We start from the raw sequence: 23,262 nt of genomic DNA on the forward strand, positions 1-23,262 counted from the left end.
GGCAGAACGCATGAGCGCGGCCGCTTACGCTGCAACGCAATAACGGCGTGGCGCCGCTCCCGCTATGCGTTGCCGGCGAAGAGCGAGTCGTCTATCGGCAACGCGCGCAAGGCCGCTTCGACGAGCGCGAGGTCGGCTTCGCGGCTGCTCGCCTGGATGTCGCGCAATGGCGAAACGTCGAGCGCGATGGCGCGGCAGTGCGGGTAGTCGCGCACGCGCAGTTCCGGTGCGACGGTGGTGAAGAACGCGGTGGTGGGCACGTCGAAGCCGGCGGCGATGTGCACGGCCGCCGTGTCCGACGTGACGAGATGGCGCGCCTTGGCGACCCAGGCGAGAAAGTGCGCGGTATCCGGCGACAGTGCGCTCACGTCGATGTAGCGAGGATGATCCACCGCGCCGAAGCCGAGCACAGGCAGATCGAACCGGCGCGCGAGCGCATCGACGAGCCGTGTATGCGCCGAGGCCGGAATGCTGCGCACCGGCGTGCTCGCGGTGGGGCAGAACATCACGTACGGAGCGGTTTGCCAGGCCGCGGGCAACGCGGGCAGACGCAGCCGTTGCAGCCAGCGGTTGGCTTTGTGTGCGGCCGGGACCGTGGCCGCATCCACGCCGAGCGCTTCGAGAAAGAAGTCGATCATCGGCAGCCTCATGAACGCGGGCCAGAACAGATGATTGCCCACGTCGATGCGCGGCCCGTCTGCGGGCAGCGCGGCGAGCGGCCAGGGCAAGGCGCGAAAGTCGGCGATCACGCCTTGCGCGAGTGCGTAGAGCGCTTCGACATAGCGCGGCGCTTCGGCGGGCCGGTACACGGTGAAGCGCACGTGAGGATGTGCATGCGCGATAGCCTGAATCGCCGTGAGCCCGATGATGGAGTCGCCCAGCGTCACGCCCATGCCGTTGATGATGTGCGCCGCATGCGCTTCGCTGTAGTTGATGCGCAGCGGTTCGGCGAGCGCGCTGACGATGCCGTCTTGTACGCCGAGCGCGCGGGCGCCTTCGATGTCGCGGCCGGTAACTTCGAAGTCGTACGGCGCGACGATCTGCGCGTCTGCGCTCAGCAGTGAGCCGGGATGCGTAAGCGCTTCGTCGGGGCGCAACGTCGTCATTGTCCTTGTCCTCTGGCGGGCCCGTTTGTCGATCTGTCGATCGATGCGGATCGTACACGACTGCGTTCAGACACGCAGTCGAGCGCGCAATGCAGGGAGATGTGCGAGCCGCGCGACTCCTATGATGAATGCTTCACGGAACGCCAAATCGAACGTTCAAACGTGTTCCATAGAAAACTGTGCCGGGGGCCAAAGTGGGAACAAGGGGACGGGGTTCATCATGGGAGGCCGGGGCGCAGGCATGCGAAGACCGCGGCGCGATTCTTCAGCAGTCGGTGCTGTTTCGCGACATGCCTCAGGCATTGGTGCGGCATGCCGCGACCCACGTGGTGGAGCGCCGCTTGAACGACGGGGAAGCGCTGTTTCTCAAGCACGACCCGGACGACTTCGTCGCGTTCGTCGTATCGGGCCGCGTGTATTCGGTCATGTACGGGCCCGACGGACGCGAGCTCATCATCAACAGCACCGAGCCGGGCGATGTGGTGGGCGAGACCGCGCTCGTCGAATCCGGCGTGCGCGAATCCGCGGCGTTCGCGTGCGGGCACACGCGCATTTTCATTCTCGGCCGACGCCACTTTCCCGAACTCACGAAAGAGCCCGTGTTTCTGCAGCGTCTACTCATGCTGCTGCGCCTGAAGCTGCGCGAAGCGGCGGCGTTCGTGGAATCCGTCTGCCTGTATCGGCTCGAGTCGCGGCTTGCGCGCTATCTGGTTTCCGTGGTGGACCGGTGCGGGCGCGCCGAATACGGCGGCATCGTCGTGCCGCTGCCGCCCAGCCAGAGCAGCCTTGCCGCGATGGTGAACGCGAGCCGCCCCAAGCTCAATGCGCAACTGCAGACGTGGCGCCGCAACGGCCTTGTCACGTGGACGCAGGACAAGCTGCTCATCGTCGATGTCGATCAGTTGCGCTACATGGCCAACGTGGCCGGCGGCTGATGCACAACGCGCGCCCTTGAAACGAAAGCGCCGAAGCGGTGTGCCGCTTCGGCGTGCTGCCTGCGAGTTTCACGACTGTGACGAGTGTCGCCCGTGAACGCCACTCGCAAGGGCCGACCGCTCAGATCGCGCTGCCCGGAGGGTTCAGCGCGTTGAGGATCGTGAGGAGGCTCGTGAGGTTGTCGGCGACGCCCGTCTGCGCGACCTTTTCGGTGGCGCCCGCAGCAGCCGTCGTGTCGAGCGTGTAGACCTGCATCACGCCCTGGTTGGCGGCGGCTTGCGACAGCGTGTTCTGCTGCTGCTGCGACGACACCGAGTTCTCGAACAGGATGCCGGTGGAGTGGGCCATCGTCTGGTAGATCGAACCCATCGCCATGGCCGGAGCCTCGGCGACGACTTTCACGTTCGACTGCGTGACGGCGTCGGTGATCTGGTTATTGACGGAAGTGGGAAAGGCCATTGCTGTGCTCCTGAATCATGCGTTTCATGCGTTGAGGATGATGCCCTGCGTATCACGCGTGACGGCGGCGCGCCTTAGCGCTGACGGAACGCGTTGAGCACCGTGAGCAGGCTCGTGAGGTTGTCCGAGACGCCCGTCTGCGCGACCTTTTCGGTGGCGCCCGCGGCCGCGGTCGTGTCGAGGCTGTAGATCTGCATCACGCCCTGGTTGGTGGCGGCCTGCGTGAGCGTGTTCTGCTGCTGCTGCGCGGACACGGCGTTTTCGAACAGGATGCCGGTGGAGTGGGCCATCGTTTGATAGATGGAACCCATCGCCATGGCGGGCGCTTCGCCGACCACCTTGACGTTGGACTGCGTGACGGCATCGGTGACCTGGTCGTTCACGGAAGTGGGAAAGGCCATGTTGAGACTCCTTGAGGTTGGTGCACGGCACGTGCCGCGCTGGTTGCATGAACGTCCACCATGGGACTCTGTGAAGCTCTCAGGCCGCGGGCGGCGGGGCGGGCTGCGCGGCGCTGTTGGGGTTGGGCGCGGCGTTGCCTGCCGTGTTGCTCGTGGCGGTGTTTTGTGGCGTTGAGGCGTGTTGCGTCGCTAGGCCTTGCTGCGGTGGGGCTTGTTGCGTAGAGGCCTGTTGCGTAGAGGCTTGCTGCGCGCTGTCCGTCTGCGTGTCCGCTGGCGTTTTGTTCGCGTCGTGCAGTTGTGTGAGCGCATTCGCAAGCTCGCGCTGCAAGGGGCCGAAGTTCTGCTGGAAGCAGCGTTCCACCTCGCTCTTCACGAGATTCGCGAGACGGTCTGCGATCTGCGGCAGCACGAGTTGCGCGGCGGGCGGCACGCCGCTGCCTGGAAGGCTCAGCGCGGAAGGCCGCAGGTCGTTCAGCGAGCGTGCGCTCTCGACGATCTTGAGGATGGCGGCCTCTTCGTGCTCGTGGGCCTGCAACGCCTGCGCCGCCGTGCTCTGCAGTTTCTGCAGGATGTCGCGGATGACGTTCTCCGAGCGCTGACGTCCTTCAGCCAGTGCCTGTGCGGCCTGCGCGCGTGCGTGGTCGGCAGGGTCGCTCGACGTCGTGTTGCCTTGTACCTGAGTGGTGGCAGGCATCGCGGCAGGAGCGTCGCCGCTTGCCCACGACTGCTGGAAGTTCTCCAGTTCGCGCGCCTCGGCCGGCGTCAGGCTGCGTTTGAGCCAGGTCTCCGCGAGACGGCGCAACGAGGAGGAGACCTGCGATTCGATATCGCTCATGGGGTGTCCTTGTGTTCTTCGTGAATGGGCTGAATCGGCCTGAATCGGTGTGAGTGGGCGTGGTGCGATTCAGCTTGCCTTGCGGTTCGCGAGTGTCTGGCTGTACTTCGCGATGCTCTGATCGATCTTGTCGATGGCGAAGCTCGCGGCATCGGCCTCGATCGCGCCGGCCGCGGCGGCGACGGCGGCCGCAGCGCCCATCAGCAGATCGGTGGCCAGTGCACCCAGTGCGTCTTCGGCGGCGCCGGTCAGGTTCTCTTTGGCGATGTCTTCGGTCATCTTCTTGAGCAGCACGGCCTGGCTTGCGAGCGCGAGCTTGCTCACGCCGTCGAAGTAGTTCGCCGCCGACTGCGCGACGAGCCCCGATGCCTGGCTGATCATCATGTCCGGCGCAGTCGCGATCTGCGACGCCGCGTAGCTCGCGGTCTCCGCGTTCGTGAGCTGGACCGCCTGCACGATCTGGCTGTTGAGCGCATCCGTGGGCGGCGTGGCGGCTTGCATCTGCGCGGCGAGCAGCGTGTTCATGCGCGACAGCGGAGTGGGTTGTTGGGGCATGGGTATCGGCGTTGGTGTTGGCGTCGGGGTCGGCGTTGGTGTTGGTGTTGGCGTTGGCGTTGGCGTTGGCGTTGGCGTCGGCGTCGGCGTCGGCGTAGGCGTAGGCGTAGGCGTAGGTGTAGGCGTAGGCGTAGGCGTAGGTGCAGGTGCAGGTGCAGGCGCAGGCGCAGGCGCAGGTGCAGGTGCAGGTGCAGGCTCTGCCGTGCTGCCCGAAGCCGGCGCGGCGTCTTGTGCCTGCTGGGCAGGCGGCGCGTCCTGCGTCGTGCCCGTACCCGTAGCAGCGCCTTTGCCCGCATCGGCCCCCGGCGCCGCGCTTGAGCCCTGCGTCGCAGCCGCCGGCCGCGCGCCCTTCGTAAACAGATCCCAGATAGCCATGACGGAGTGCTCCAGTGTTGACCTCGACCGCTCGCGTTATGCGCATCGGCTGCGCTATTCGCCGATGGCCATGATCAGCGCCACGGCTTTCGACACCACAGCGGTCGATATCTGGTTCAGCGACTGCTGGCTCTGCACCGCGTTCTGCAGCGACAAACCCGCGGAGTGGCTCGCAACCTGGTAGAGCGATGCGATGGCCTGCGCCGGCGCCTCGGCAACGACCTTGACGTTGGTTTGCGTGACGGCGTCGGTGATCTGGGCATTGACTGCGGTGGAATCCGCCATGGAGTTTCTCCTTGAGGTCGTGGGTCCGTTGGATCGCGAGGCGCGGCTCGGGTAACGGCAGTAAGAACGTCTCAGCCGCGCATTCGTGAATGCCGGCGTGGCTGCGTGTGACGCTTTTCCACGGCGGCGCGCAGCTTGCGGCGCAATAGCTCGACACGTTTGCGCGCGAGCGCTTCGTTGATGTGCAGCTCCTCGGCAATCGCGGCGTAGGAAAGCTCGTGTTCGAACTTGAGCGAGAAGAGCTGGCGCTGCGCGGGCGTGAGCCGTTCGATGGCCTCGGCGATCAGCGCCAGTCCTTCGCCAAGCTCCACGATGTGCGCGGGTGAAATGGTGGTGGCCGCGGCGGCGCCCAGGTAGTCGGCATCGGACTCGTCGCAGTAGTACAGCACGCGGCCCTCGCGGCTCGCGTGGCGCACGCTGTCGAGGAACACATGATTGAGCACGGTGAAGAGAAACCCTTCGGGGTTGCGGATGCGATCGGGCATGCGCCGCATGTAGAGCAGGGCCTTGAGCGCGGTGTTCGCGACAAGATCGTCTGCGGCGACGCGATCGCCCTTGGCAAGGTTGCGCGCGCGTTGTTCGAGGTGGCCGCGAACGGAACGCCACGCGCGTTCGAACGCGGCATTCGCCGTGCATGACGCATCGGCGCGCGGGCGAAACGTGCCCGTGGGTAATACGTTGGTCTCGGGTCTCATCGCTATCTCGCGTGATGGGGTGCACGTGAGATTGGCGATGCGCAGAGTGCGTAGCTGTTACCTGGGTGACAACAAACGCCCCTCGTGTTCGATTCGACCCAACTTCATGCCCACTGCATCTGAATGCGGGCAGCGCTCATGCGCGCTGGTTGAATCGGATACTATGTGCGGCTTTTGCGAGCCTGCATGGCCCGCGCATAAGAGGCGACCATGGCTGCCAGTTCCTGGGCGGCGGGCGTGAGCGGCGCGTCCGCACGTTGCAGCAGGCCTATGTCCGTGCGCTTGACGCGCTCGCGAATGGGAACGGTGGTGAGCATGCGCGAGAACGACCGGTGCCGCGTCACTACCGAAGGCTCGAGCGAGAGGCAATCGGTTTCGATGATCAGGTGCAGCGCGTCGAACAGCGCCTCGGTGGTCACGAAAATTTTGGGCGGCGGCAGACGATGTTCGGCGAACAGATCGACGAGGCGGCTGGCGGGTGCCGTGCCCGCCGCGATGCCGGGCTGATGCGGCGCACGTGTCGCGATCCATTGGCAGCCCGCGAGCTGGCGCAGCGACGTGGCGGCGGCGAGCGGGTGCCCGCGCCGACACACCACGACCGGGTCCGACGCATAGAGCTTCGTGACTGTCAGCCCGGTGACGTCCGTATGTTTCGACACGGGGGCCACGGCGAAGTCGAGCGTGCCGTCGCGAATCCACGAGACCATCATGCGCGACGTGCCGCTCATGAGATGCACCGCCACGCGCTCGTAGCGCGCGCGAAACTCGCTGAGTACGGGAGCGAGCGTATCGACGAGCGGTTCCGTGGTCATGCCGAGCGAGACGGTGCCTTCGAATGCACCGCGCAATTGCGCCATCTCCTGTTCGGTGCGCTCGCACTCGCCCAGAATCGCGCCGGCGCGCGCGAGCAGCCGCTGGCCGAACGCCGTGAGCGCGATGCCGCGGTTCGTGCGCGTGAAGAGCGTGGCGCCCAGCGTGCTCTCCAGGTTTTGCAGCTGTTGCGTGACGCCGCTCTGCGCGGTGCCGAGCGCGCGCGCCGCGGCGCGCAGACTGCCGTGCTCCACGACAGCGGTGAAGATGCGCAATTGCGTGAGCGTGAGGGCCATGGCGATGGACGATCGGAAAAAACGATCATGATAGCGGGATCAGCACTCGTGCAGGCAGGCGGCCGAACGTACCATGGCGTTCCGTCGCGGCGGCCCCATGCCTCAACGAAGGTCGCACGCGAACCCTCCCGCCGTTTGCCCGGCTCATCACGATCGTCACGTCCATCATGCACACACGCATCACGCCCTTGCTCTCGCCTGCCATCGGCACGCGGCGCGAGCTTGTCAGTTTCCATTTCGGTTCTTCGTCCCTGGGGGACGGCGCCAAGATCTACATCCAGTGTTCCCTGCACGCCGACGAAACGCCGGCCATGCTGACAGGTGTGATGCTGAGACGCCGCCTTGCCGCGCTCGAGGCGCAAGGCGTGCTGGCCGCGGAGATCGTGCTCGTGCCGGTGGCGAATCCCGTGGGTCTTGCGCAGAACGTGCTGGGGCAGTTCGTCGGTCGCTTCGAATTGCTGAGCGGCAAGAACTTCAACCGGCATTTCCTCGATCTCGCCGCGCTTACGGCAGGCGTCGAAGAGGCCTTGACGAGCGATGCCGGGCGCAACGTCCAGATCGTGCGCGAAGCCGTGCGAGCGGCGCTTGCCGCGCAGACGCCGCAGACGGAGTTCGAATCGCTGCAGCTGGAATTGCTGAGGCTTTCGTTCGACGCGGACGTCGTGATCGACCTGCATTGCTCGCTCGAAGCCACCATGCACCTGTACACGAGCGACGCCGGATGGGAGGCGTTCGAACCGCTTGCGCGCTACCTGGGCGCGCGGGCGTCACTGCTCGCCACGGATTCGGGCGGCCTCGCGTTCGACGAAGCGCACAGCCTCTTCTGGTGGGGTTTGCAGCAGCGTGCGCCGGCAGGGCGGCCCGTGCGGGCGGGCACGGTGGCGACGACGGTGGAGTGTCGCGGTCAACGCGACGTGACGTGGGAGACGGCGCAACAGGACGCCGACGCCATTGTCGATTTCCTCATGCTGCGCGGCGCGATTCGCGGCGAGCCGAAGCCCTTGCCTGCGCTGCTCGCCGACGCTACGCCGCTTGCGGGCAGCGAGCCTTTTTACGCGCCGGTGAGCGGCATTCTGGTGCATCGCGTGGAGCCGGGCGCTGCGGTGCGCGCCGGTGATGCACTCTTCGATATTGTCGATCCGATCACCGACGAAACGGTCACGCTCACGAGCCGCACCGACGGCATCCTTTACATGCGGCGCGCCGTGCGTTTCGTGACGACCGGAGCGCCGCTGGGTCGCGTAAGCGGCGTGCGGCCCATTCGCAGCGGAGTGCTGCTGAGCGCGTGAGCGCATCCATTGCGCACTGAGCGTGGGCACGTGTTGCCCACCTCGTTCATCAGAGCGCGAGCGCGGCCGCGACGCCTGTCGCGATACCCGCCACCGCCGCGGCGATGGTCACGCCTTGCAGCCAGTTGCGCCGCGTGAGCAGCGTGATGGCCGCGAGTGCAATCGAGATCTGGATCAGCGTGGTGGCCTGCGCCCAGCGGTGGTGCCGGTGCAGTTGCGTTTCGGCTGCGGCGTCGTTTCGTTCCACTTCCTTTTCGAGCGCTTCCGCCTGCGTGCGGATGGGCTCCTTCTGGTCGCGATACTTTTTCACGTCGGCTTCGAACTTCGCACGCGCGGGCGAATCGGCGGGTGCGAGCGCCGCGCCCAGTTCCGCGAGATTCTGCTTTTCGCCCTTTGCCTGGTAGTAGGCCCACTGATTGGCCGCTTCGGTCTTGCGGATGGCGGCCTCGTTCTTGTAGTAGAGCGCGAGGTTCTCGGTCGTGCCGCTCTGGTAGGAGAGGATCGCGCCCACCGTGGCGAGCACCGCGGTCATCACCGCGATGCGGCCCGGCAGCGGGTCTGCGGACGGTTCGCCGCCGTGGGCGCTGTGTCCGCTGTGTCCATGTGCCGCGTGCTCCACGGCGTGATCATGGGGTCCGTGAACTTCGTATTCTTCAGGCATGGCTCGAGGCGTTCCGAGGAGACGTAAGAAAGGCGTTAGGGTAAAGCAAAGCAGGCCCGCGCGGTCAGGCGGGAAAACCATGGCGGGCGCGTCTTGTCGCAGCGACTCGTCGTGGCTGCCGGAGGTGACCGCCGGGTAGTGGTCACAGGGCTGTGGTCAGAGGGCTGTGGTCACGACAGTCGGCCGTAGGCGTTACGAGGCGGTCGTGCGGCGCTGCTCGATGCGCTCCGTGACCCAGCACACGGCGAGTGCGCACACCGTGCCGAGTGTGACTTCCGCGAAGCGCACGAGCGCGATGTTCCATGCCGGACCGCTCGCGGGCACGAGCAGCACGATGGTGGTCGTAATCGCGCCGAGGCGCGCGGCGCTTCCCATGTTGAAGCACCAGCAGCCCGCAATGACGATGGCCACGCTCGCCATATAGACCGCGAAATGCAGCCACGCGTGCGTGAAATGCGGCCACGCGTTCGTGGCGCCCGGGCCGCCGCCCAGCATGGCGCCCGCGAATCCGACCAGCCCGCCCGCTATCGCCCCGATGAACTGGTCGCGCGAGAGATGCATCGTGTCGCTGTAGCTGTTCTGCGTGACGGCGATGGCCGTGATCGCCGCCCAGAACGCCTGTTCGGTATGCAGCGCGAGGCCGATGCCATAGGCGAGGCTCGCGCTCAACACGGCCTGCAACGCCATCAACAGACCTTGGGCCAGACGTCCCTTGAACGGCAGCCCCTTGATGAGATCGAACATCGACCGTTGCAGGGCGTCGAGGGCATCGATGCGGTTTTCTTCGCGTGTCTTCATCGGTGAACGAGGGGGGGCTTCAGGAGGTGTTTTCATACGCAGAGCGTCCGCAGGTATTGGGCCGCGTGTTCGAGATCGTGTTCGATGGCGCGCCGCACGCCGGCTGCATCGTGTTGCTTCAACTGTTGCATGAGTTCGTCGTGGGCGTGGTTGAGCGTTTGCGCGAAAGCGGCGTCGCCGAACAGCAAGTTCGAAATCGGGCCCACCTGGAGCCACACCGTTTCGATCAGATCGACGAGCAGCGGCGAGCCGCCTGCGCGATAGAGGATCAGATGGAACTTCTCGTTGGCGTCGAGGTAGCGCTTGTGCTTGCCTTGCGCGAGCGCGTCGGCCATGGCGGCGGCGAGTGTGTCGAGGCGGCCGATGTCGCGTGCCGAGAGGTGCGGCACGCCGCGCTCCGCGGCCTGGCCTTCGAGTATCAGGCGCACGTTGAGCACGTCGTCGAATTGCGCCTTCGTGAGCTGGGGCACCACGACGCCGCAGTTCGGCACATTGACCACGCCCGATTCGGCCGCGAGCCGTTGCAGCGCCGCGCGCACGGGCATTTCGCCCACGCCGAGCTGCGCCGCGAGGTGATGGATCTTGAGCCGCTCGCCCGGCATGAAGCGGCCTACGGTGAGCCACTGACGCAGCGTGGCGTAGGTCTCGTCCTGGAGCGAATGATGATGGCGGGTTTTCATTGAACTCGATGTGTCTTTACGTGGGTCACGTGAGCGCGGCGAGGCACGCGGCGAACGTATCGACGAGGCGATCCACGTCTTCGGCCGTCGTTTCCGGACACACCAGCATCATGTTGTGGAACGGCGTGATGAGCACACCGCGGTTGAGCAGGTACAGATGAACGATGTGCTCGAGTTCGTCGTCCAGTTGCGCTCTCGCCTCGCTGCCGTTGCGCGGCGGAGTGGGCGTGAACTGGAATTCGGTGCGCGCGCCCACGCGCGTCACGCACCAGGGCAGCGTGTGGCGCGCAATCGCCTCGTTGAGTCCGTTTTCGAGACGGCTCGCCAACGCGAACATATGGGCATAGGCCGCTTCGGTCATGACCTCGGCGAGTGTTGCCCGCATCGCGCTCATGGCGAGCATGTTCGCGGTAAGCGTGGTGCCGATACCCGAGTGACCGGGCGGCGCGGCGCGCTTCGCCTGCTGCGCGCGGGCCGCGAGTTCGGCGCTGAAGCCGTAGACCGCGCACGGCACGCCGCCGCCCACGGGCTTGCCGAGCACGAAGAGGTCCGGCTCGATGCCGTGCGCCTTCGCGTAGCCGCCGGGGCCGCTGCTGATGGTGTGCGTTTCGTCGATGGCAAGCAGTGTGCCGTGGCGCCGGATGAGCGCCTGGGCTTCCTGCCAGTAGCCGGCCTCGGGTAGCACCATGCCGATGTTCGTCATGGCCGGCTCCGCGAGCACGCAGGCCACGTCGTCGTGCTTCAACGCATCGGCCAGCGCGGCGAGGTCGTTGAATTCGACTACGCGCGTGTGTTCGAGCAGGTCGTGCACCTGGCCCAGCAGGCTCGCGCGCTGGGTGGGCCGTCCGTCGATCAGATCGACGAACACGTCGTCCACCGTGCCGTGATAGCAGCCGTTGAACACGACGATCTTGTCGCGCCCCGTGGCGGCGCGCGCCCAGCGCAGCACGAAGCGGTTGGCGTCGCTCGCTGTCATGGCGAACTGCCAGTAGGGCAGGCCGAAACGGCGCGCGAGTTCGGCGCCGACCCACACCGCGTCTTCGCTGGGCAGCATCGTGGTGAAGCCGCGTTCGGCCTGGGCCGCGAGCGCACGTGCGACGGGTGGCGGCGCGTGGCCGAACATGGCGCCCGTGTCGCCGAGGCAAAAGTCCACGTAGCGGTGGCCGTCCACGTCGGTGAAGCGGGCGCCGCGTGCTTCGTCCACGTAGAGCGCGAAGGGCGTGGACCAGTCGTTCATCCAGTGCAGCGGCACGCCGAAGAGCAAATGCTGCGCGGCTTGCGCGGAGAGCGCCTGCGACTTCGGCCGCGCGGCGGCAAAGGCATGACGTTCGTGCTCGAGCAGCGCTTGCGCGCGTTCCCAGTTCACACCGTGACGAATCTTCAAGCGACGCTCCTTCGAATAGTGACCCACGCCTGGGTGCGTGTGAGCCACACGCACCGGTTCGTGGCGACATTGGATTTGATCAAATCCTGGCACGGAAAGCGGACGCTGTAAATTTGATCAAATTGCCCGTGCGCGCACGGCGCCCGGGTCCAGGGTGGCAGGGAGCGAAGGCGCGGCGTTGTTTGTCGTGTGGCATCGCGAAACCGTCATAAACCGCGGGCTCCCGCTGCGCCGGCCATGCCGGTGCCCTCCCGCCGCGCTCCGGCGAGCGTCGCGCGGGCAGGGTAAAATGCCGCCGAGCCCCGTCTGGCGCGGCTCAGCAGGCGATAGGGATAGGCAATTCCCGCGATCAAACTAACCAATTTTGCAGCGGTGCAGCATTCCCGTAATCTTCGTCTGTCGCAGTTTTATTCACGTTTCAACCCAAACGTCTCAACCCAACCGCGTAAGGAAAGCACGCATGTCTCTCATCAACACGCAAGTCAAACCGTTCAAGGCCACGGCATACCACAACGGCGAATTCGTGCCGGTTTCGGAAGAGAACCTCAAGGGCAAGTGGTCGGTCGTCGTGTTCTACCCGGCTGACTTCACGTTCGTGTGCCCGACGGAACTGGGCGACCTGGCCGATCACTACGCCGAGTTCCAGAAGCTGGGCGTCGAAATCTACGGCGTGTCGACGGATACGCATTTCACGCACAAGGCGTGGCACGACACGTCGGACACGATCAACAAGATCCGCTATCCGCTCGTCGGCGACCCGACGGCTACGCTTGCCCGCAACTTCGAAGTGTTGATCGAAGAAGAAGGTCTCGCGCTGCGCGGCACGTTCGTGATCAACCCCGAAGGCCAGATCAAGCTGTACGAAGTGCATGACAATGGCATCGGCCGCGACGCCAAGGAACTGCTGCGCAAGGTGCAGGCTGCGCAATACGTGGCAGCGCACCCGGGCGAAGTGTGCCCGGCGAAGTGGACGCCCGGCGCCGAAACGCTGAAGCCGTCGCTGGACCTCGTCGGCAAGATCTAAACGCTCTCATAACGACCACGGTCGTTCCCGACCGGGCCACTTTCCCCGCTCATTTGCATGAGCCGCAGGCGCCATTCGCGCCTGCGGGTGGCCCGGTGTTTGCCTTTTTTCTGTACCGCCATTCGCCGGAAATCGCCATGCTCGACGCCAATCTCAAGAATCAACTCAAGAGCTATCTCGAAAAAATCACGCAGCCTATCGAGATCGCCGCATTTCTCGACAACGGCGAGAAGTCGGCGGAATTGCAGGGGCTGCTGCAGGAAATCGCTTCCCTGTCGGATCGCATCACGCTTGCCGAGCATCGCGACGCGGCAGCCCAGGGCGAGCGCGCGCCTTCGTTCACGCTGCGCCGCCCCGGTACGGACATCGCCGTGCGTTTCGCGGGCATTCCGATGGGCCACGAATTCACCTCGCTCGTGCTGGCGCTGCTGCAGGTGGGCGGGCATCCGGTGAAGCTCGAGCCGGAAGTGATCGAACAGATTCGCAACCTCGACGGCGATTTCGCCTTCGAAACCTATGTGTCGCTGTCGTGCCAGAACTGCCCGGAGGTGGTGCAGGCGCTCAACGTGATGTCGGTGATCAATCCGCGCATTCGCCACGTGACGATCGACGGCGCACTGTTCCAGGACGAAGTGGAAGCGCGCCAGATCATGGCGGTGCCCACGATGTACCTGAACGGCGAGGTCTTCGGCCAGGGCCGTTGCAGCGTGGAAGAGATCCTCGCGAAGCTGGATACTGGCGCGAGTGCGCGCGCGGCCGAGAAGCTCAACGCGAAGGAAACCTTCGATATGCTCGTGGTGGGCGGCGGCCCCGCGGGCGCCGCAGCCGCGATCTACGCGGCGCGCAAGGGCATCCGCACAGGTGTGGTGGCGGAACGCTTCGGCGGCCAGGTGCTGGATACGCTCGCCATCGAAAACTTCATCTCCGTGCAGGAAACCGAAGGACCCAAGTTCGCGGCGGCGCTGGAGCAGCACGTGCGCGCCTATGACGTCGACATCATGAATCTGCAGCGTGCCGAGGCGCTCGTGCCGGGCGAGCAGATCGAGATTCGCCTCGCGAGCGGCGCGGTGCTGCGCGCGAAGAGCGTGGTGATTGCGACGGGCGCGCGCTGGCGTGAAATCGACGTGCCGGGCGAGCGCGAGTACCGCAACCGCGGCGTGGCGTATTGCCCGCACTGCGACGGCCCGCTCTTCAAGGGCAAGCGCGTGGCTGTGATCGGCGGCGGCAACTCCGGCGTGGAAGCGGCGATCGACCTCGCCGGCATCGTGAGCCACGTCACGTTGCTCGAATTCGGCGCCGAACTGCGTGCCGATGCCGTGCTCCAGCGCAAGCTGTTCAGCCTCAAGAACGTGACGGTCATCAAGCAGGCGCAGACCACGGAAGTGGCCGGCGACGGCAGCAAGGTCACGGGCCTGCACTATCTGGAGCGCACCACGGGCGAGAAGCGTCATCTCGAACTGGAAGGCGTATTCGTGCAGATCGGCCTCGTGCCGAACACGGAATGGCTCAAGGGCACGGTCGCGCTCTCGAAGCACGGCGAGATCGAAGTGGACGCGAAGGGCCAGACGTCGGTGCCGGGCGTGTTCGCCGCCGGCGACGTGACGACGGTGCCGTTCAAGCAGATCGTGATCGCAGTGGGCGAAGGCGCGAAGGCTTCGCTGGGCGCGTTCGAGCATCTGATCCGCTCGTCGGTGGAGCGTGAGCAAGACGCGCAGCAACTGGCCGAAGTGGAATAAGCCGACGCCGGCACAGCTGGTCAGCTCAGCAAAAAAGAAACGGCCCGCCATGAATGGCGGGCCGTTTTTTCATTGGGCGCGACGGGATGCGATCGCGTGGAATGCGGCGCGATCAGCCGCGCGCGTTTAGCCGCCCTTAGCCGCCCTTAGCCGCACTCAGCCGCACTCAGCCGCGCAAGCCGATCTGCTTCTTCCAGCTATCGACGATGCGCTTCGCGAGCGCATCGTAATTGCCGCCGAAGTGATGGTCGCCCGGCGTGCGCACGAGTTCGATGCCCTTGCCCGCGAGCGACGGACACAGCGAATCGGGCTCGCGCTCGCCGTACACGCACTGCACGATGGCGGGCGGCATCTTCGCGAGTTCGGGGCTCACCGGCAGCGCCTTGTCGCTTGCAGGCATGCCGAGCCAGCCGGTCACGCGAATCTGGAAATCGGCGTCGGGCGCGAAGCCCAGCAGCGACACGAATGACACCTTCGCCCGCATCGCCTCGGGCAGGCGGTTGTACGCGAACGGCATGACGTCGGCGCCGAACGAATAGCCGACGAGCGCGATCTGGCGCGTGTGCCAGCGCGCGCTGTAGGTCTTCAGCACGCGGGCCAGATCGTGGCTGGTTTGTGCGGGCGTCTTTTCGCGCCAGAAATAGCGCAGCGAATCCCATCCCACCACCGAAACGCCTTGCCGCTGCATCGCTTCGGCAATGGTCTTGTCGAGATCGCGCCAGCCGCCGTCGCCGGAAATCACGACAGCGAGCATGTCCGAAGGGTGCGCCGCAGGCAGTTCGACGAGCGGCAAGTCGGAGACGTCCTCTTCGCTCTGGACCTCGGCGCGCAGATGCGGCTCGGTCAGCGCGACGAGGCGCGCGGCCTTCGTCATGCCGGGGGCGAACGTCTCCTGGGTGATCTGGTGTGCACCGGTTGTCGTCGCAGGAATCGCGGAGCCGGCTGCGGAATTCGCCGCGCGGGTCATGCCTTTGGCGAGGAATCCAGGCAGTCCGGGGCCGCGGCTCAGAGCCGGGTCGGCGGGGCAGGGCGCGAAGCGCGCGTCGAGCGTCTTGTCCGCATCGACCGATACCGCGCCTGCAATCGTATTGGCCGGCGCCTGCGCGAGCGTGCGTTCCGCGAGCAGCGCGCCTTCGCCCGTGCCGGCGACAATCGGCGAGTAATAGCGGTTCGATTCCACCTGGCGTTCAAGCTGATGCCCGATCGCTTCGGCGTCGCCGTAAAGCTTGTGGCAGTTTTCGCGCGTGGCGGCGGTGAGCTTCGCGGCGTAGCGCGCCGTATCCACGCCCACCACGAGGGCGCCGTGGCGCGCGAGCGCGTCCGCGGCCTGCTGGTCGGACGGCGCCCAGCCGCTTGCCTGCGAAAACAGCACGACGAAGCCACGCATGTCGCCCGCGGGCTTCGTGACGGTGACGTCGCCATAGCGGCCGCCCGCTACGTGGTCGGGTGTTTCGGCGTGCGCGGAAGGCGCGAAGGCGAGGGCCGAAGCGAACGTCAACAGCGCGGCCGACGCCGCGCGCACGAGGCGCGGCGAGCCGGCTACCTTGCGGCCTGCCGAAGCCGAAGCCGGCTCACGAACCACGCGTGCTGCCCGGATCAAACCTACTTGAATCAACCCAGTAGCCTTCACGACCGCGACCCTCCCGCCAAAAGCGAAAGATCGGCCAGCGTGAGCAGCACGCTAACCGACCCGGAAGCCGCCAGATAACGTGGCTCCCAGTGCGGCTGAAACTTGTTCTTGAAGCCGCGCAGGCCGCGGAAGTTGTAGAACCAGCCGCCGAAGCGCCAGGCGAGCGCCGCGGCGCGGTGCCAGGGCGAAGCGAGCGGTGTCGGCTGCATGCCCGAGAGCGGCGCGACGCCGAGGCTCAGCGAGCGGAAGCCCGCGCTCTTCAGATGCAGCGCGAGCTGTGTGAACAGATATTCCATGGCGTAGGGCGAAGCGTCGGGCAGGTGGCGCATCACGCCGACCGTCGCTTCGGTATGGAGGTCGGTGGTCATGAAGGTGACGAAGGCGAGCGGCTTGCCCTGCTGGCGCACCAGCATCACGGATTGCGCCGCGAGGTAGCCCGCCGTGAAGGCCGCCACCGAGAAGCTCTTTTCGCGCGCCACGCGGCTTTCCAGCCACGCGTCGGAGATCTCGCGCAGGATGGGCAGGCAGTCGGGCACGCGGTCCGGCTCGATCAGCTCGATGGAAAAGCCGTCGCGCTCGCCGCGCTTCAACGCGTAGCGCAGATGCGCACGGTGCGAGCCCTTCAGTTCGAACTCGGGCAGCGCGATGTGCGCTTCCTCGCCGAGTTTCATGAGCGTGAGACCGGCATCCAGATAGAGCGGCAGCGCATCGGCGCGCACCTGGTAGAACGCGGCGCGCCCGCCGTGCGCGTGAGCGAGTGCGACGAACTGGCGGATCAGGTCGGGCCATTCGCAGCGCGAACCCACCGGGTCGTGCAGCGCGGCCCACGTGCGTCCGCGCTTGGCGTACATGAGGAAGGCTTCGCGCGACTCGGAGAACAGGAAGCTCTTGTCGCCCATCATCGCGAGCACGGCGTCGCTGCGCTCCTGGGCGCGCACGATACGCGCGGCTTCGAGCAGATCGGCCTCCTCGGGCTTTTCGAAGCGGCCCGGCGCGGGCCGCAGCAGTTGCCAGCACGCGAGCGCCGCCGCAAGCAGGCCGGCGGCGAGTGTGGCGCGCAGAGCGCGCGGCGCGCGTTCGTCGAATGCGAACTGCCACCAGAGGTGCTGTGAGTATTGAACGTCGCGGAAAGCGAAGAAGAGCAGCCACACCGCGAGCGCGATCACCATGCCCACCGAGACCAGCCAGCCCGGCGTGAAGCGTTCGGCGAACAGCGACGAATGACGGTTGAAGCGCTTGCGCGTGGCGAGCAGCAACGCAATCAGCACGCACAGCACGCCCGCTTCCACGAACGCAAGACCCTTGGCGAGCGAGAGCGCGAGGTTCAGCGACGCAATGATGAGCGCGAACCACCAGGCCGCGTCGAGGCGCCGCAGCAGACCGCGGGCCACGAAGAGCAGCAGCACGCCGAACAGGCTCGCGAGCATCTGCGAGCTTTCCATGACCCACAGCGGCAGCACCGTTTGCAGGATCGCGATGCGCTTCATGAACGCGGGCGTCGCGCCCGAAATCACGAGCATGCCGCCCACCACGAAGGTGCAGATGGCGAGAAAGAGCGGCGCGAGCTGCGAGACGCTTTGCGCACCGCGCTGCGCAAACCCGGACGCGAGCGGTGCCTTGAGCGCGCGTCCTTCGAAGACGGCGAGCACGCCGGCGGAGAGCGCGAGCGGCACGCCGAAGTAGATCGCCCGATAGGCGAGCAGCGCGGCGAGCACCTGCGGCATCGGCACGCTGCCGCCGAGCGCGTAGACCATCGCCGCCTCGAAGACGCCCACGCCGCCCGGCGTGTGGCCGATCATGCCGAGCAGCATCGCGGCCGCGTAGACGGTGACGAACTGGACAAAGCCCACGTGCGCGGTTGCCGACGTGTCGCCGTGCGGCAAGAGTGCCCAGAGCGCGAGGCCGGCCGCGACCACGTCGACTGCGGCGAGCGCGAGTTGCGCCACGAGGTCGCGGCGTGCCGGAATGTTGAACGAGAGGGCGTCGCGACCGAAGAGTCGCAGCTTTTTAGGCGCCGTGCCGCACGCCGCGATCAAGGCGCCGCTGCCGGCGAGCAGCACTGCGCCGAAGAGCCGCAGCGTGTCGGGCGCGAGCCCCATCATGCCGGCGAGCGTGCCGGCCGAGGCGACCATGCCGGCCGACGTCATCATCGCGAGGGCCAGTGCGAGCGTGACGCTCGTGAACACGGTCATGCGGCCCACCTGCACGGGCGTGACGCCCGCCACGCCGTACACGCGACAGCGCACGGCGCCGCCCGTCAGCGCGCCGAATCCCGTGGCGTTGCCCAGCGCCGAGCCGACGGTGGCGCCCACCCACAGCGGCAGGCGCGGCACTTTGGCATCGACGTAGCGCAGCGCCACCGCATCGCGGCCGACGAGCGCCACGAAGCTCGCGGCGGTGGCGCCGAGCGCGCCGATCCACTCGCTCGCGCTCAGGTGATACAGGTGCGAGACGACGGAGCGGTAATTGACGGTTTGCGAGAGGTGTTGAAAGACCAGCAGCAGGAGCGCGCACACGCTTGCCGCAAGGACGGGCACCGTAAAGCGCTGCAGGTGCCGCGAGCCACAGACGCGCCGCGCAAGAGCACGGACGCGGGCGAAGCGGGATGAATCAGTGTCGGACATGTATCGGCAAGGATATGGACTGGCATCGTGCCGCTGTGACCTCGAAGTTCGAGGCGCTGTCCGGCGGCGGCACGGTCGATCCTTTACAGCTTGTTTACGCGTGTCGGGCGGGCGGAGCTTCCGCCGACCCTTCTAGCGCGTGACCGCGCGCCTGCGTATGCGCCCACCGGCGTGTTCCGCCCGTTAGCGCGCGTAAAGATTTCGTAAAAGACAGCAAACGCTTATAACGGCCGAATGGTTGACGGGCTTTAGGGAAATGTCTGGATTTGTTGTGTTAATGAAAGATTTAATCCGGGCCGGCGTTTATTTGTGTTTTGCGGACGCTTTGTCGATCGGGCCGGCGATGAGCGGGGCCAGCGCGGGAAGTCGGTGCCGCTGAAGGTGGGCCGGTAAATGGGGGGGCAAATGGGGGCAAATGGGGCGCGTCGAAGCGAGCGCTCAGGGGACCAGGTCCCAGGGATCAGGCCTCCGGAACTAAGCCTTGGCCCGGCCTTGCGTGGTGAGCCGCACGGCGGCGACGCTTGCGGCCATCACGGCGAGCATGCCGAGCAGTTGCGTCGCCGAGAGCCGTTCATGCAGCACCACGAAGCCCAGCGCCGCGCCGATCGCGGGCTCAAGGCTCATGAGCACGCTGAAGGCGCCCATGTTCATGCGCCGCAGCGCCATCATTTCGAGCGAATACGGCAGGAGCGGCACGAGCAGCGCGAGGCCTGCGGCCGTCGGCCACAGGGCGGCGGGCAAGCCGGCCGGATCGAGCGTGCGCGCTACCGGCAAGGCGACGACGGCGGCAACGGCGAGCGACAGCGCGAGTCCTTCCTGCTGCGAAAACAGCTGGCCGACGCGACGGGTAAGGACGATGTACGCGCCCCAGCCCAAAGCGGCGCCGCACGCCAGCAGCATGCCGGCCGGGTCCAGCGGACCGTGGGCGCTGCCCGTGCTCATGGCAAGCACGCCGGCGCCGGCCAGCACCGGCAACGCGAAGCGCGGCCAGCCGCGCAGCGCCGTGGCGGCCACCGCGAGCGGCCCCAGAAAGCCGATGGTCGCCGTGGCGCCAAGCGGAATACGCAGCACTGCCTCGAAGTAGCAGAGCGTCAAGCCCGCCATCGCCGTGCCGAGCGCGAGCGCCGCCCGCCATTGGGCGCCGGTCAACCGCAAGAGACGCGGCCGCGCCAACAGGAGCAGTACAAGGGCGGCGCACACCAGCCGCGACGCGGTGACGGAGGCGGAGCCGTGCGCGGCCATCAACGGCTCGGAGAGCGCCGAGCCCAACTGCACGCTGATCATGGAGCCCGTCGCGAGCGCGGGGCCCGCGAGGCGCGGCGATGCGGATTCGGTGGCTTGCGGTGTCACGGTCGAGTCTCCGTCGATAGTGTCACCACAGTACGCGCGCGCTGGGTTCAAAGGAACGTGGCAGAATCTATCGCCTCCCATAACGTTCTCTTATGGCTATGGATCTCGATATCGGATCGTTGCGCGTCTTTCTTGCCTGCGTGCGGCTCGGCAGCATCAGCCGCGCGGCGCAGGCGTTCGGGCGCACGCAGCCGGCGCTCAGCCAGCAATTGCGCCGGCTCGAAGAACTGGTGGGCGACGCGCTGTTTCAGCGCGCGGCCAAAGGCGTTTCGCTGACCGATGCGGGGATGGCGTTGCTGCCCTACGCCGAGCGCATCGTCGCGCTTTCGGGCGAGGCGCTGGCGGCCGCGCCCCGCGCCACGTTGTCGGGGCGTTGCAGCGTGGGTCTCCTGGAAGACCTCACCGGTACTGCGTTGCCCGCCGCGTTCGCGGACTTCAGTTGTCTGCATCCCTCGACGACGCTCGAACTACTGGTGCTGGGCGGTGCCGAGACGATGGCCGCGCTGGAGGCGGGCCGCATTCAGCTTGCGCTCTGCGATGCCGCGTTTCTGGAACGGCCGCTGCGCTGGGGCACGCATGTGCCGCTCTGGTGGGCGGCGGCCGAGGGCTTCGATGCGTTCTCAGACCCGCTGCCGCTCGTGCTGTTCTCGGAGCCGTGCCGCTGGCGCAACGTCATTTTTTCGGCGCTCGCGCAGGCGGGGCGCCAGTGGAAGGTGGCGTTCGAAAGCGGCAGTCTTTCGGCGGTTCAGGCGGCGGTGCGGGCGGGCGTCGGCGTGGCTACGCTGTTGCCCACGGCGACCGGACCGGGCATCGCGCGCGTGCCCGACGCGGTCGGTCTGCCCGTGCTGCCCGACATCGAAATTGGACTCGCGCGGCGGGCCGGCAATGAAGAGGACGGTCTCGTGAACGCGGTGGAGGCGTTGCTCAAGCAGTTGGTGGCGTAGAGAAAGCGCGCAGAGCGCACGTGGCAGAGGCCGCTGAATGGGAAAGAGGTGCAGCCGAAGTCCGAGAGAGAAAGGCGCAGCCAGAATCGCCGAATGGGAAAAATGCGGCCGAGGCCATTAAAAGGGAAGAACGCGGCCGAAGCCACCGAAAAAGAAAAACGCGGCCGAAGCCACCGGAAAAGAAAAACGCGGCCGAAGCCGCGTAAGCGCATCATGCGGCCGGACGGGCCGAATCAGCGTGGAGATCGAGGAGATCGCCTTCGGGAAGACGATGCAACAAAGCCGCCCGAATATAGCGAAATCCACTGACGATATTGATTCCGGAAATGGCAATTCAGTGTTGAATGTGATGCAGGAATGACGATGCCGATCGCTCGCGGGCTCGCCTGATGCCCGTTTAGCCGCTGTTTCAGGACGAATGCCGTACAAAGCGACAGGTCCTGCCGATACACCGCATGCAGGTACCGTCATTATTTCTTATCCGTCGAATAACAATTGTGCGGAATAATGGGAATTTCATTGGCCGCTCGTCACCATTTTGATACAACGCGTTTAGTCAGCGAATCGACTGGAATTAAGGCGGGTTAGTCTCCTCGGGCAATTGCAGCATGGGTCAATCTCATTGGTTAGCCTCATTGGCTACCCATTTCGCGCGCATTGCCTCGTTTATAAACAGGAGAACATCAATGAAAAGACTCGCCCTTACCATGCTGGCGCCGTCCGCACTGTTTGCGGCCGGCGCGGCCCACGCGCAGACCAGCGTGACGCTGTACGGCACCATCGATACCTCGATCACCTACGTGCACAACGCTCAGGGCAACCAGAATCTCTGGGCGCTCGGCAACAGCAGCAACGGCAACCTCTCCGGCACGCGCTGGGGTATCAAGGGTTCGGAAGACCTGGGCGGCGGTCTCCATGCAATCTTTCAGCTCGAAAACGGCTTCAATCCTTCGACAGGACAACTCGGCCAGGGCAGCCGCCTGTTCGGCCGTCAGGCTTATGTCGGGCTGGCGAGCGCGCAGTACGGCTCGCTCACGCTCGGGCGTCAGTACGATCCGCTGATCGACCTCGTGCAGGGCCTCACCGAAGACAACTACTTCGGCAGCGCCTTCGCCACGGCGGGCGACGTGGACAACTACGACAACAGTTTTCGCGTGAACAACGCCGTGAAATACGCGTCGCCGGTCTGGTACGGCCTGCAGGCCGAGGCGATGTATTCGTTCGGCGGCGTGGTGGGCAGCACGGGCGCGGGGCAGTCGTACGCGGCGGCGGTGTCGTACACGAACGGGCCGCTCGGCGTGGCCGCGGGCTACTTCTATGCCGCCAACAGCCAGGCGACAGCAGTGCCGCGTACGACATGGGACAGCACGTCGGACGGCACCTTCGACGGTCCCGTCAACACCGGCTACCAGACTGCCCACTCGCTTTCCATCGCGCGCGTGGCGGGCCAATATGCGCTCGGCCAGTTCACGTTCGGCCTCGCCTACAGCAACGCGCAATACCGTCCCGACAGCAGCTCGACCTTCGTTTCCAGCGAGAAGTACAACACGGGCCAGGGCTGGTTGAACTACCAGGTTGCCGCGCCGTTGCTGGTGGGGCTCGGCTACAGCTACACGAAAGCAAGCGGCGATACGTCCGCCACTTATCACCAGGTTTCGCTGGGCGCCGACTACAACCTCTCGAAGCGCACCGACGTCTATTTGACCGCCGCATATCAGCACGCGAGCGGCCAGACGGGCAACGGTACGGGCGGTTCGATGCCGGCACAGGCGTCCATCGGCTCGTACGGCTATGCCGGCACGAGCACGCAGGAGATGGTCAATCTGGGGCTGCGCCACAAGTTCTGACCGGTGTTGGTCGCGCCATGCACGTCGCCGCGCGGCCGCGTTGCCCCGAAAAGGGTGAAAAGGGCGAACGCGGTACGCGGCGGCGGCTCCGCATCGTCGTGACCGGATGGCGCTTCAATACGGCCTCCCGTCACGTTGCGAACACGCGGAACAAGCCGGCGAACAGGCCCGAGAAACGCGCGAGCACCGTGCGCGGTGCCCGCCACGCACTCGTCAGCGAGACCCGTGCGGCTTCGTGGCTGTCGGTGCTGAGCCAGATCCGCTCGCCGCGTTGCAGGCGCATTGTCTCGCCCGCCTTCATCCAGTAGTCGTAGGGCGAGCGAATGCGCGTGAGCCAGATGCGTTCGCTGTGCACGCGCAGTTCGGCATCGGCGGTGACGCGCCAGGTGACGGTGACGGCCGGGTTCACCGCGAAATGGAGCACGAGCTTCGGCAATGCCTCGTCGTCGCGCGGGTTTTGCTGCGCGGGCCGGCGGCTTAACAACTGAGATGCGGACTGCAAGCTGGACTGCTGTGACGCCTCTTCCATCTTCTTTCTCCGT

The 23,262-nt window shown here is 66.1% G+C and carries 22 protein-coding genes; 6 read left to right on the plus strand and 16 right to left on the minus strand.

The window, feature by feature from the left end:
- Positions 1 to 62: 62 nt before the first annotated feature.
- Positions 63 to 1,106: a glycosyltransferase family 9 protein gene (locus tag PXJ20_RS20220; protein WP_421032038.1), complete on the minus strand. Its 1,044-nt coding sequence runs from the start codon at positions 1,104 to 1,106 to the stop codon at positions 63 to 65.
- A 341-nt stretch (positions 1,107 to 1,447) separates the two neighbouring features.
- On the opposite strand from PXJ20_RS20220, the gene PXJ20_RS20225 reads away from it, so the two are divergent.
- Positions 1,448 to 2,041 (plus strand): Crp/Fnr family transcriptional regulator, encoded by a 594-nt coding sequence (locus PXJ20_RS20225; RefSeq protein ID WP_233425723.1) that lies wholly within the window; start codon positions 1,448 to 1,450, stop codon positions 2,039 to 2,041.
- 121 nt (positions 2,042 to 2,162) lie between these two features.
- Here the strand turns inward: PXJ20_RS20225 and PXJ20_RS20230 are convergent, their stop codons facing one another.
- The 7 genes from PXJ20_RS20230 to PXJ20_RS20260 all read right to left on the minus strand — a co-directional run bounded on the left by PXJ20_RS20230 (position 2,163) and on the right by PXJ20_RS20260 (position 6,753).
- On the minus strand, positions 2,163 to 2,501 hold the full coding sequence (locus tag PXJ20_RS20230; protein ID WP_017775295.1) for a RebB family R body protein: 339 nt from the start codon (positions 2,499 to 2,501) through the stop codon (positions 2,163 to 2,165).
- Between the two features lie 74 nt (positions 2,502 to 2,575).
- Complete coding sequence (locus PXJ20_RS20235; RefSeq protein ID WP_017775296.1) at positions 2,576 to 2,902, minus strand: RebB family R body protein; 327 nt, start codon at positions 2,900 to 2,902, stop codon at positions 2,576 to 2,578.
- Between the two features lie 79 nt (positions 2,903 to 2,981).
- On the minus strand, positions 2,982 to 3,737 hold the full coding sequence (locus PXJ20_RS20240; RefSeq protein WP_421032039.1) for a hypothetical protein: 756 nt from the start codon (positions 3,735 to 3,737) through the stop codon (positions 2,982 to 2,984).
- 69 nt (positions 3,738 to 3,806) lie between these two features.
- A complete protein-coding gene (locus tag PXJ20_RS20245; protein WP_199542271.1) occupies positions 3,807 to 4,292 on the minus strand; it encodes a hypothetical protein in 486 nt (161 codons plus the stop codon).
- A gap of 429 nt (positions 4,293 to 4,721) precedes the next feature.
- A complete protein-coding gene (locus PXJ20_RS20250) occupies positions 4,722 to 4,952 on the minus strand; it encodes a RebB family R body protein (RefSeq protein WP_017775300.1) in 231 nt (76 codons plus the stop codon).
- Positions 4,953 to 5,023: 71 nt separating this feature from the next.
- Positions 5,024 to 5,647, minus strand: a complete 624-nt coding sequence (locus PXJ20_RS20255) for an RNA polymerase sigma factor (protein ID WP_413215156.1) — start codon at positions 5,645 to 5,647, stop codon at positions 5,024 to 5,026.
- Between the two features lie 161 nt (positions 5,648 to 5,808).
- Complete coding sequence (locus PXJ20_RS20260; RefSeq protein ID WP_126878712.1) at positions 5,809 to 6,753, minus strand: LysR family transcriptional regulator; 945 nt, start codon at positions 6,751 to 6,753, stop codon at positions 5,809 to 5,811.
- Between the two features lie 167 nt (positions 6,754 to 6,920).
- On the opposite strand from PXJ20_RS20260, the gene PXJ20_RS20265 reads away from it, so the two are divergent.
- The gene (locus PXJ20_RS20265) at positions 6,921 to 8,042 is read left to right on the plus strand and encodes a succinylglutamate desuccinylase/aspartoacylase family protein (protein WP_421032040.1); all 1,122 of its coding nucleotides are present in this window, start codon (positions 6,921 to 6,923) and stop codon (positions 8,040 to 8,042) included.
- Positions 8,043 to 8,091: 49 nt separating this feature from the next.
- On the opposite strand, the gene PXJ20_RS20270 is transcribed toward PXJ20_RS20265, so the two are convergent.
- The 4 genes from PXJ20_RS20270 to PXJ20_RS20285 form a co-directional block, all read right to left on the minus strand.
- Complete coding sequence (locus tag PXJ20_RS20270; protein WP_126878710.1) at positions 8,092 to 8,703, minus strand: DUF4337 domain-containing protein; 612 nt, start codon at positions 8,701 to 8,703, stop codon at positions 8,092 to 8,094.
- 192 nt (positions 8,704 to 8,895) lie between these two features.
- Complete coding sequence (locus PXJ20_RS20275; protein WP_126878709.1) at positions 8,896 to 9,501, minus strand: FUSC family protein; 606 nt, start codon at positions 9,499 to 9,501, stop codon at positions 8,896 to 8,898.
- Between the two features lie 32 nt (positions 9,502 to 9,533).
- Positions 9,534 to 10,181 carry a GntR family transcriptional regulator gene (locus tag PXJ20_RS20280; protein WP_421032041.1) on the minus strand — a complete coding sequence of 216 codons (648 nt, stop codon included), beginning with the start codon at positions 10,179 to 10,181 and terminating at the stop codon, positions 9,534 to 9,536.
- Between the two features lie 25 nt (positions 10,182 to 10,206).
- Positions 10,207 to 11,565 carry an aspartate aminotransferase family protein gene (locus PXJ20_RS20285; protein ID WP_421032042.1) on the minus strand — a complete coding sequence of 453 codons (1,359 nt, stop codon included), beginning with the start codon at positions 11,563 to 11,565 and terminating at the stop codon, positions 10,207 to 10,209.
- Positions 11,566 to 12,025: 460 nt separating this feature from the next.
- Between PXJ20_RS20285 and ahpC the strand changes: the two genes are divergently transcribed.
- Positions 12,026 to 12,589: an alkyl hydroperoxide reductase subunit C gene (ahpC, locus tag PXJ20_RS20290; protein WP_042303364.1), complete on the plus strand. Its 564-nt coding sequence runs from the start codon at positions 12,026 to 12,028 to the stop codon at positions 12,587 to 12,589.
- 137 nt (positions 12,590 to 12,726) lie between these two features.
- Positions 12,727 to 14,325: an alkyl hydroperoxide reductase subunit F gene (ahpF, locus tag PXJ20_RS20295; RefSeq protein ID WP_421032043.1), complete on the plus strand. Its 1,599-nt coding sequence runs from the start codon at positions 12,727 to 12,729 to the stop codon at positions 14,323 to 14,325.
- A gap of 166 nt (positions 14,326 to 14,491) precedes the next feature.
- Here ahpF and PXJ20_RS20300 read toward each other — a convergent pair whose 3' ends face one another.
- The 3 genes from PXJ20_RS20300 to PXJ20_RS20310 all read right to left on the minus strand — a co-directional run bounded on the left by PXJ20_RS20300 (position 14,492) and on the right by PXJ20_RS20310 (position 19,929).
- The gene (locus tag PXJ20_RS20300; RefSeq protein WP_421032650.1) at positions 14,492 to 15,847 is read right to left on the minus strand and encodes a virulence factor family protein; all 1,356 of its coding nucleotides are present in this window, start codon (positions 15,845 to 15,847) and stop codon (positions 14,492 to 14,494) included.
- A 104-nt stretch (positions 15,848 to 15,951) separates the two neighbouring features.
- A complete protein-coding gene (mprF, locus tag PXJ20_RS20305; RefSeq protein ID WP_421032044.1) occupies positions 15,952 to 18,579 on the minus strand; it encodes a bifunctional lysylphosphatidylglycerol flippase/synthetase MprF in 2,628 nt (875 codons plus the stop codon).
- 474 nt (positions 18,580 to 19,053) lie between these two features.
- The gene (locus PXJ20_RS20310; protein WP_421032045.1) at positions 19,054 to 19,929 is read right to left on the minus strand and encodes an EamA family transporter; all 876 of its coding nucleotides are present in this window, start codon (positions 19,927 to 19,929) and stop codon (positions 19,054 to 19,056) included.
- A gap of 92 nt (positions 19,930 to 20,021) precedes the next feature.
- On the opposite strand from PXJ20_RS20310, the gene PXJ20_RS20315 reads away from it, so the two are divergent.
- Both PXJ20_RS20315 and PXJ20_RS20320 read left to right on the plus strand, forming a co-directional pair.
- Positions 20,022 to 20,873, plus strand: a complete 852-nt coding sequence (locus tag PXJ20_RS20315) for a LysR family transcriptional regulator (protein ID WP_421032046.1) — start codon at positions 20,022 to 20,024, stop codon at positions 20,871 to 20,873.
- 686 nt (positions 20,874 to 21,559) lie between these two features.
- Complete coding sequence (locus PXJ20_RS20320; RefSeq protein ID WP_421032047.1) at positions 21,560 to 22,720, plus strand: porin; 1,161 nt, start codon at positions 21,560 to 21,562, stop codon at positions 22,718 to 22,720.
- A 130-nt stretch (positions 22,721 to 22,850) separates the two neighbouring features.
- Here the strand turns inward: PXJ20_RS20320 and PXJ20_RS20325 are convergent, their stop codons facing one another.
- Positions 22,851 to 23,249, minus strand: a complete 399-nt coding sequence (locus PXJ20_RS20325; RefSeq protein WP_413215146.1) for a DUF2917 domain-containing protein — start codon at positions 23,247 to 23,249, stop codon at positions 22,851 to 22,853.
- Between the last annotated feature and the right edge of the window lie 13 nt (positions 23,250 to 23,262).

The organism is Paraburkholderia sp. A1RI_3L (assembly GCF_048957895.1).
Classification (GTDB): Bacteria; Pseudomonadota; Gammaproteobacteria; order Burkholderiales; family Burkholderiaceae; genus Paraburkholderia; species Paraburkholderia kururiensis.

Bases quoted from the DNA above. Each gene is read 5' to 3' on its own strand.
- PXJ20_RS20265 (WP_421032040.1), top strand. From the start codon at position 6,921: ATGCACACACGCATCACGCCCTTGCTCTCGCCTGCCATCGGCACGCGG.
- ahpC (WP_042303364.1), top strand. From the start codon at position 12,026: ATGTCTCTCATCAACACGCAAGTCAAACCGTTCAAGGCCACGGCATAC.
- ahpF (WP_421032043.1), top strand. From the start codon at position 12,727: ATGCTCGACGCCAATCTCAAGAATCAACTCAAGAGCTATCTCGAAAAA.
- PXJ20_RS20320 (WP_421032047.1), top strand. From the start codon at position 21,560: ATGAAAAGACTCGCCCTTACCATGCTGGCGCCGTCCGCACTGTTTGCG.
- mprF (WP_421032044.1), bottom strand. From the start codon at position 18,579: ATGTCCGACACTGATTCATCCCGCTTCGCCCGCGTCCGTGCTCTTGCG.
- PXJ20_RS20260 (WP_126878712.1), bottom strand. From the start codon at position 6,753: ATGGCCCTCACGCTCACGCAATTGCGCATCTTCACCGCTGTCGTGGAG.
- PXJ20_RS20255 (WP_413215156.1), bottom strand. From the start codon at position 5,647: ATGAGACCCGAGACCAACGTATTACCCACGGGCACGTTTCGCCCGCGC.
- PXJ20_RS20315 (WP_421032046.1), top strand. From the start codon at position 20,022: ATGGCTATGGATCTCGATATCGGATCGTTGCGCGTCTTTCTTGCCTGC.
- PXJ20_RS20245 (WP_199542271.1), bottom strand. From the start codon at position 4,292: ATGCCCCAACAACCCACTCCGCTGTCGCGCATGAACACGCTGCTCGCC.
- PXJ20_RS20270 (WP_126878710.1), bottom strand. From the start codon at position 8,703: ATGCCTGAAGAATACGAAGTTCACGGACCCCATGATCACGCCGTGGAG.
- PXJ20_RS20275 (WP_126878709.1), bottom strand. From the start codon at position 9,501: ATGAAGACACGCGAAGAAAACCGCATCGATGCCCTCGACGCCCTGCAA.
- PXJ20_RS20240 (WP_421032039.1), bottom strand. From the start codon at position 3,737: ATGAGCGATATCGAATCGCAGGTCTCCTCCTCGTTGCGCCGTCTCGCG.
- PXJ20_RS20325 (WP_413215146.1), bottom strand. From the start codon at position 23,249: ATGGAAGAGGCGTCACAGCAGTCCAGCTTGCAGTCCGCATCTCAGTTG.
- PXJ20_RS20250 (WP_017775300.1), bottom strand. From the start codon at position 4,952: ATGGCGGATTCCACCGCAGTCAATGCCCAGATCACCGACGCCGTCACG.
- PXJ20_RS20220 (WP_421032038.1), bottom strand. From the start codon at position 1,106: ATGACGACGTTGCGCCCCGACGAAGCGCTTACGCATCCCGGCTCACTG.
- PXJ20_RS20235 (WP_017775296.1), bottom strand. From the start codon at position 2,902: ATGGCCTTTCCCACTTCCGTGAACGACCAGGTCACCGATGCCGTCACG.
- PXJ20_RS20280 (WP_421032041.1), bottom strand. From the start codon at position 10,181: ATGAAAACCCGCCATCATCATTCGCTCCAGGACGAGACCTACGCCACG.
- PXJ20_RS20230 (WP_017775295.1), bottom strand. From the start codon at position 2,501: ATGGCCTTTCCCACTTCCGTCAATAACCAGATCACCGACGCCGTCACG.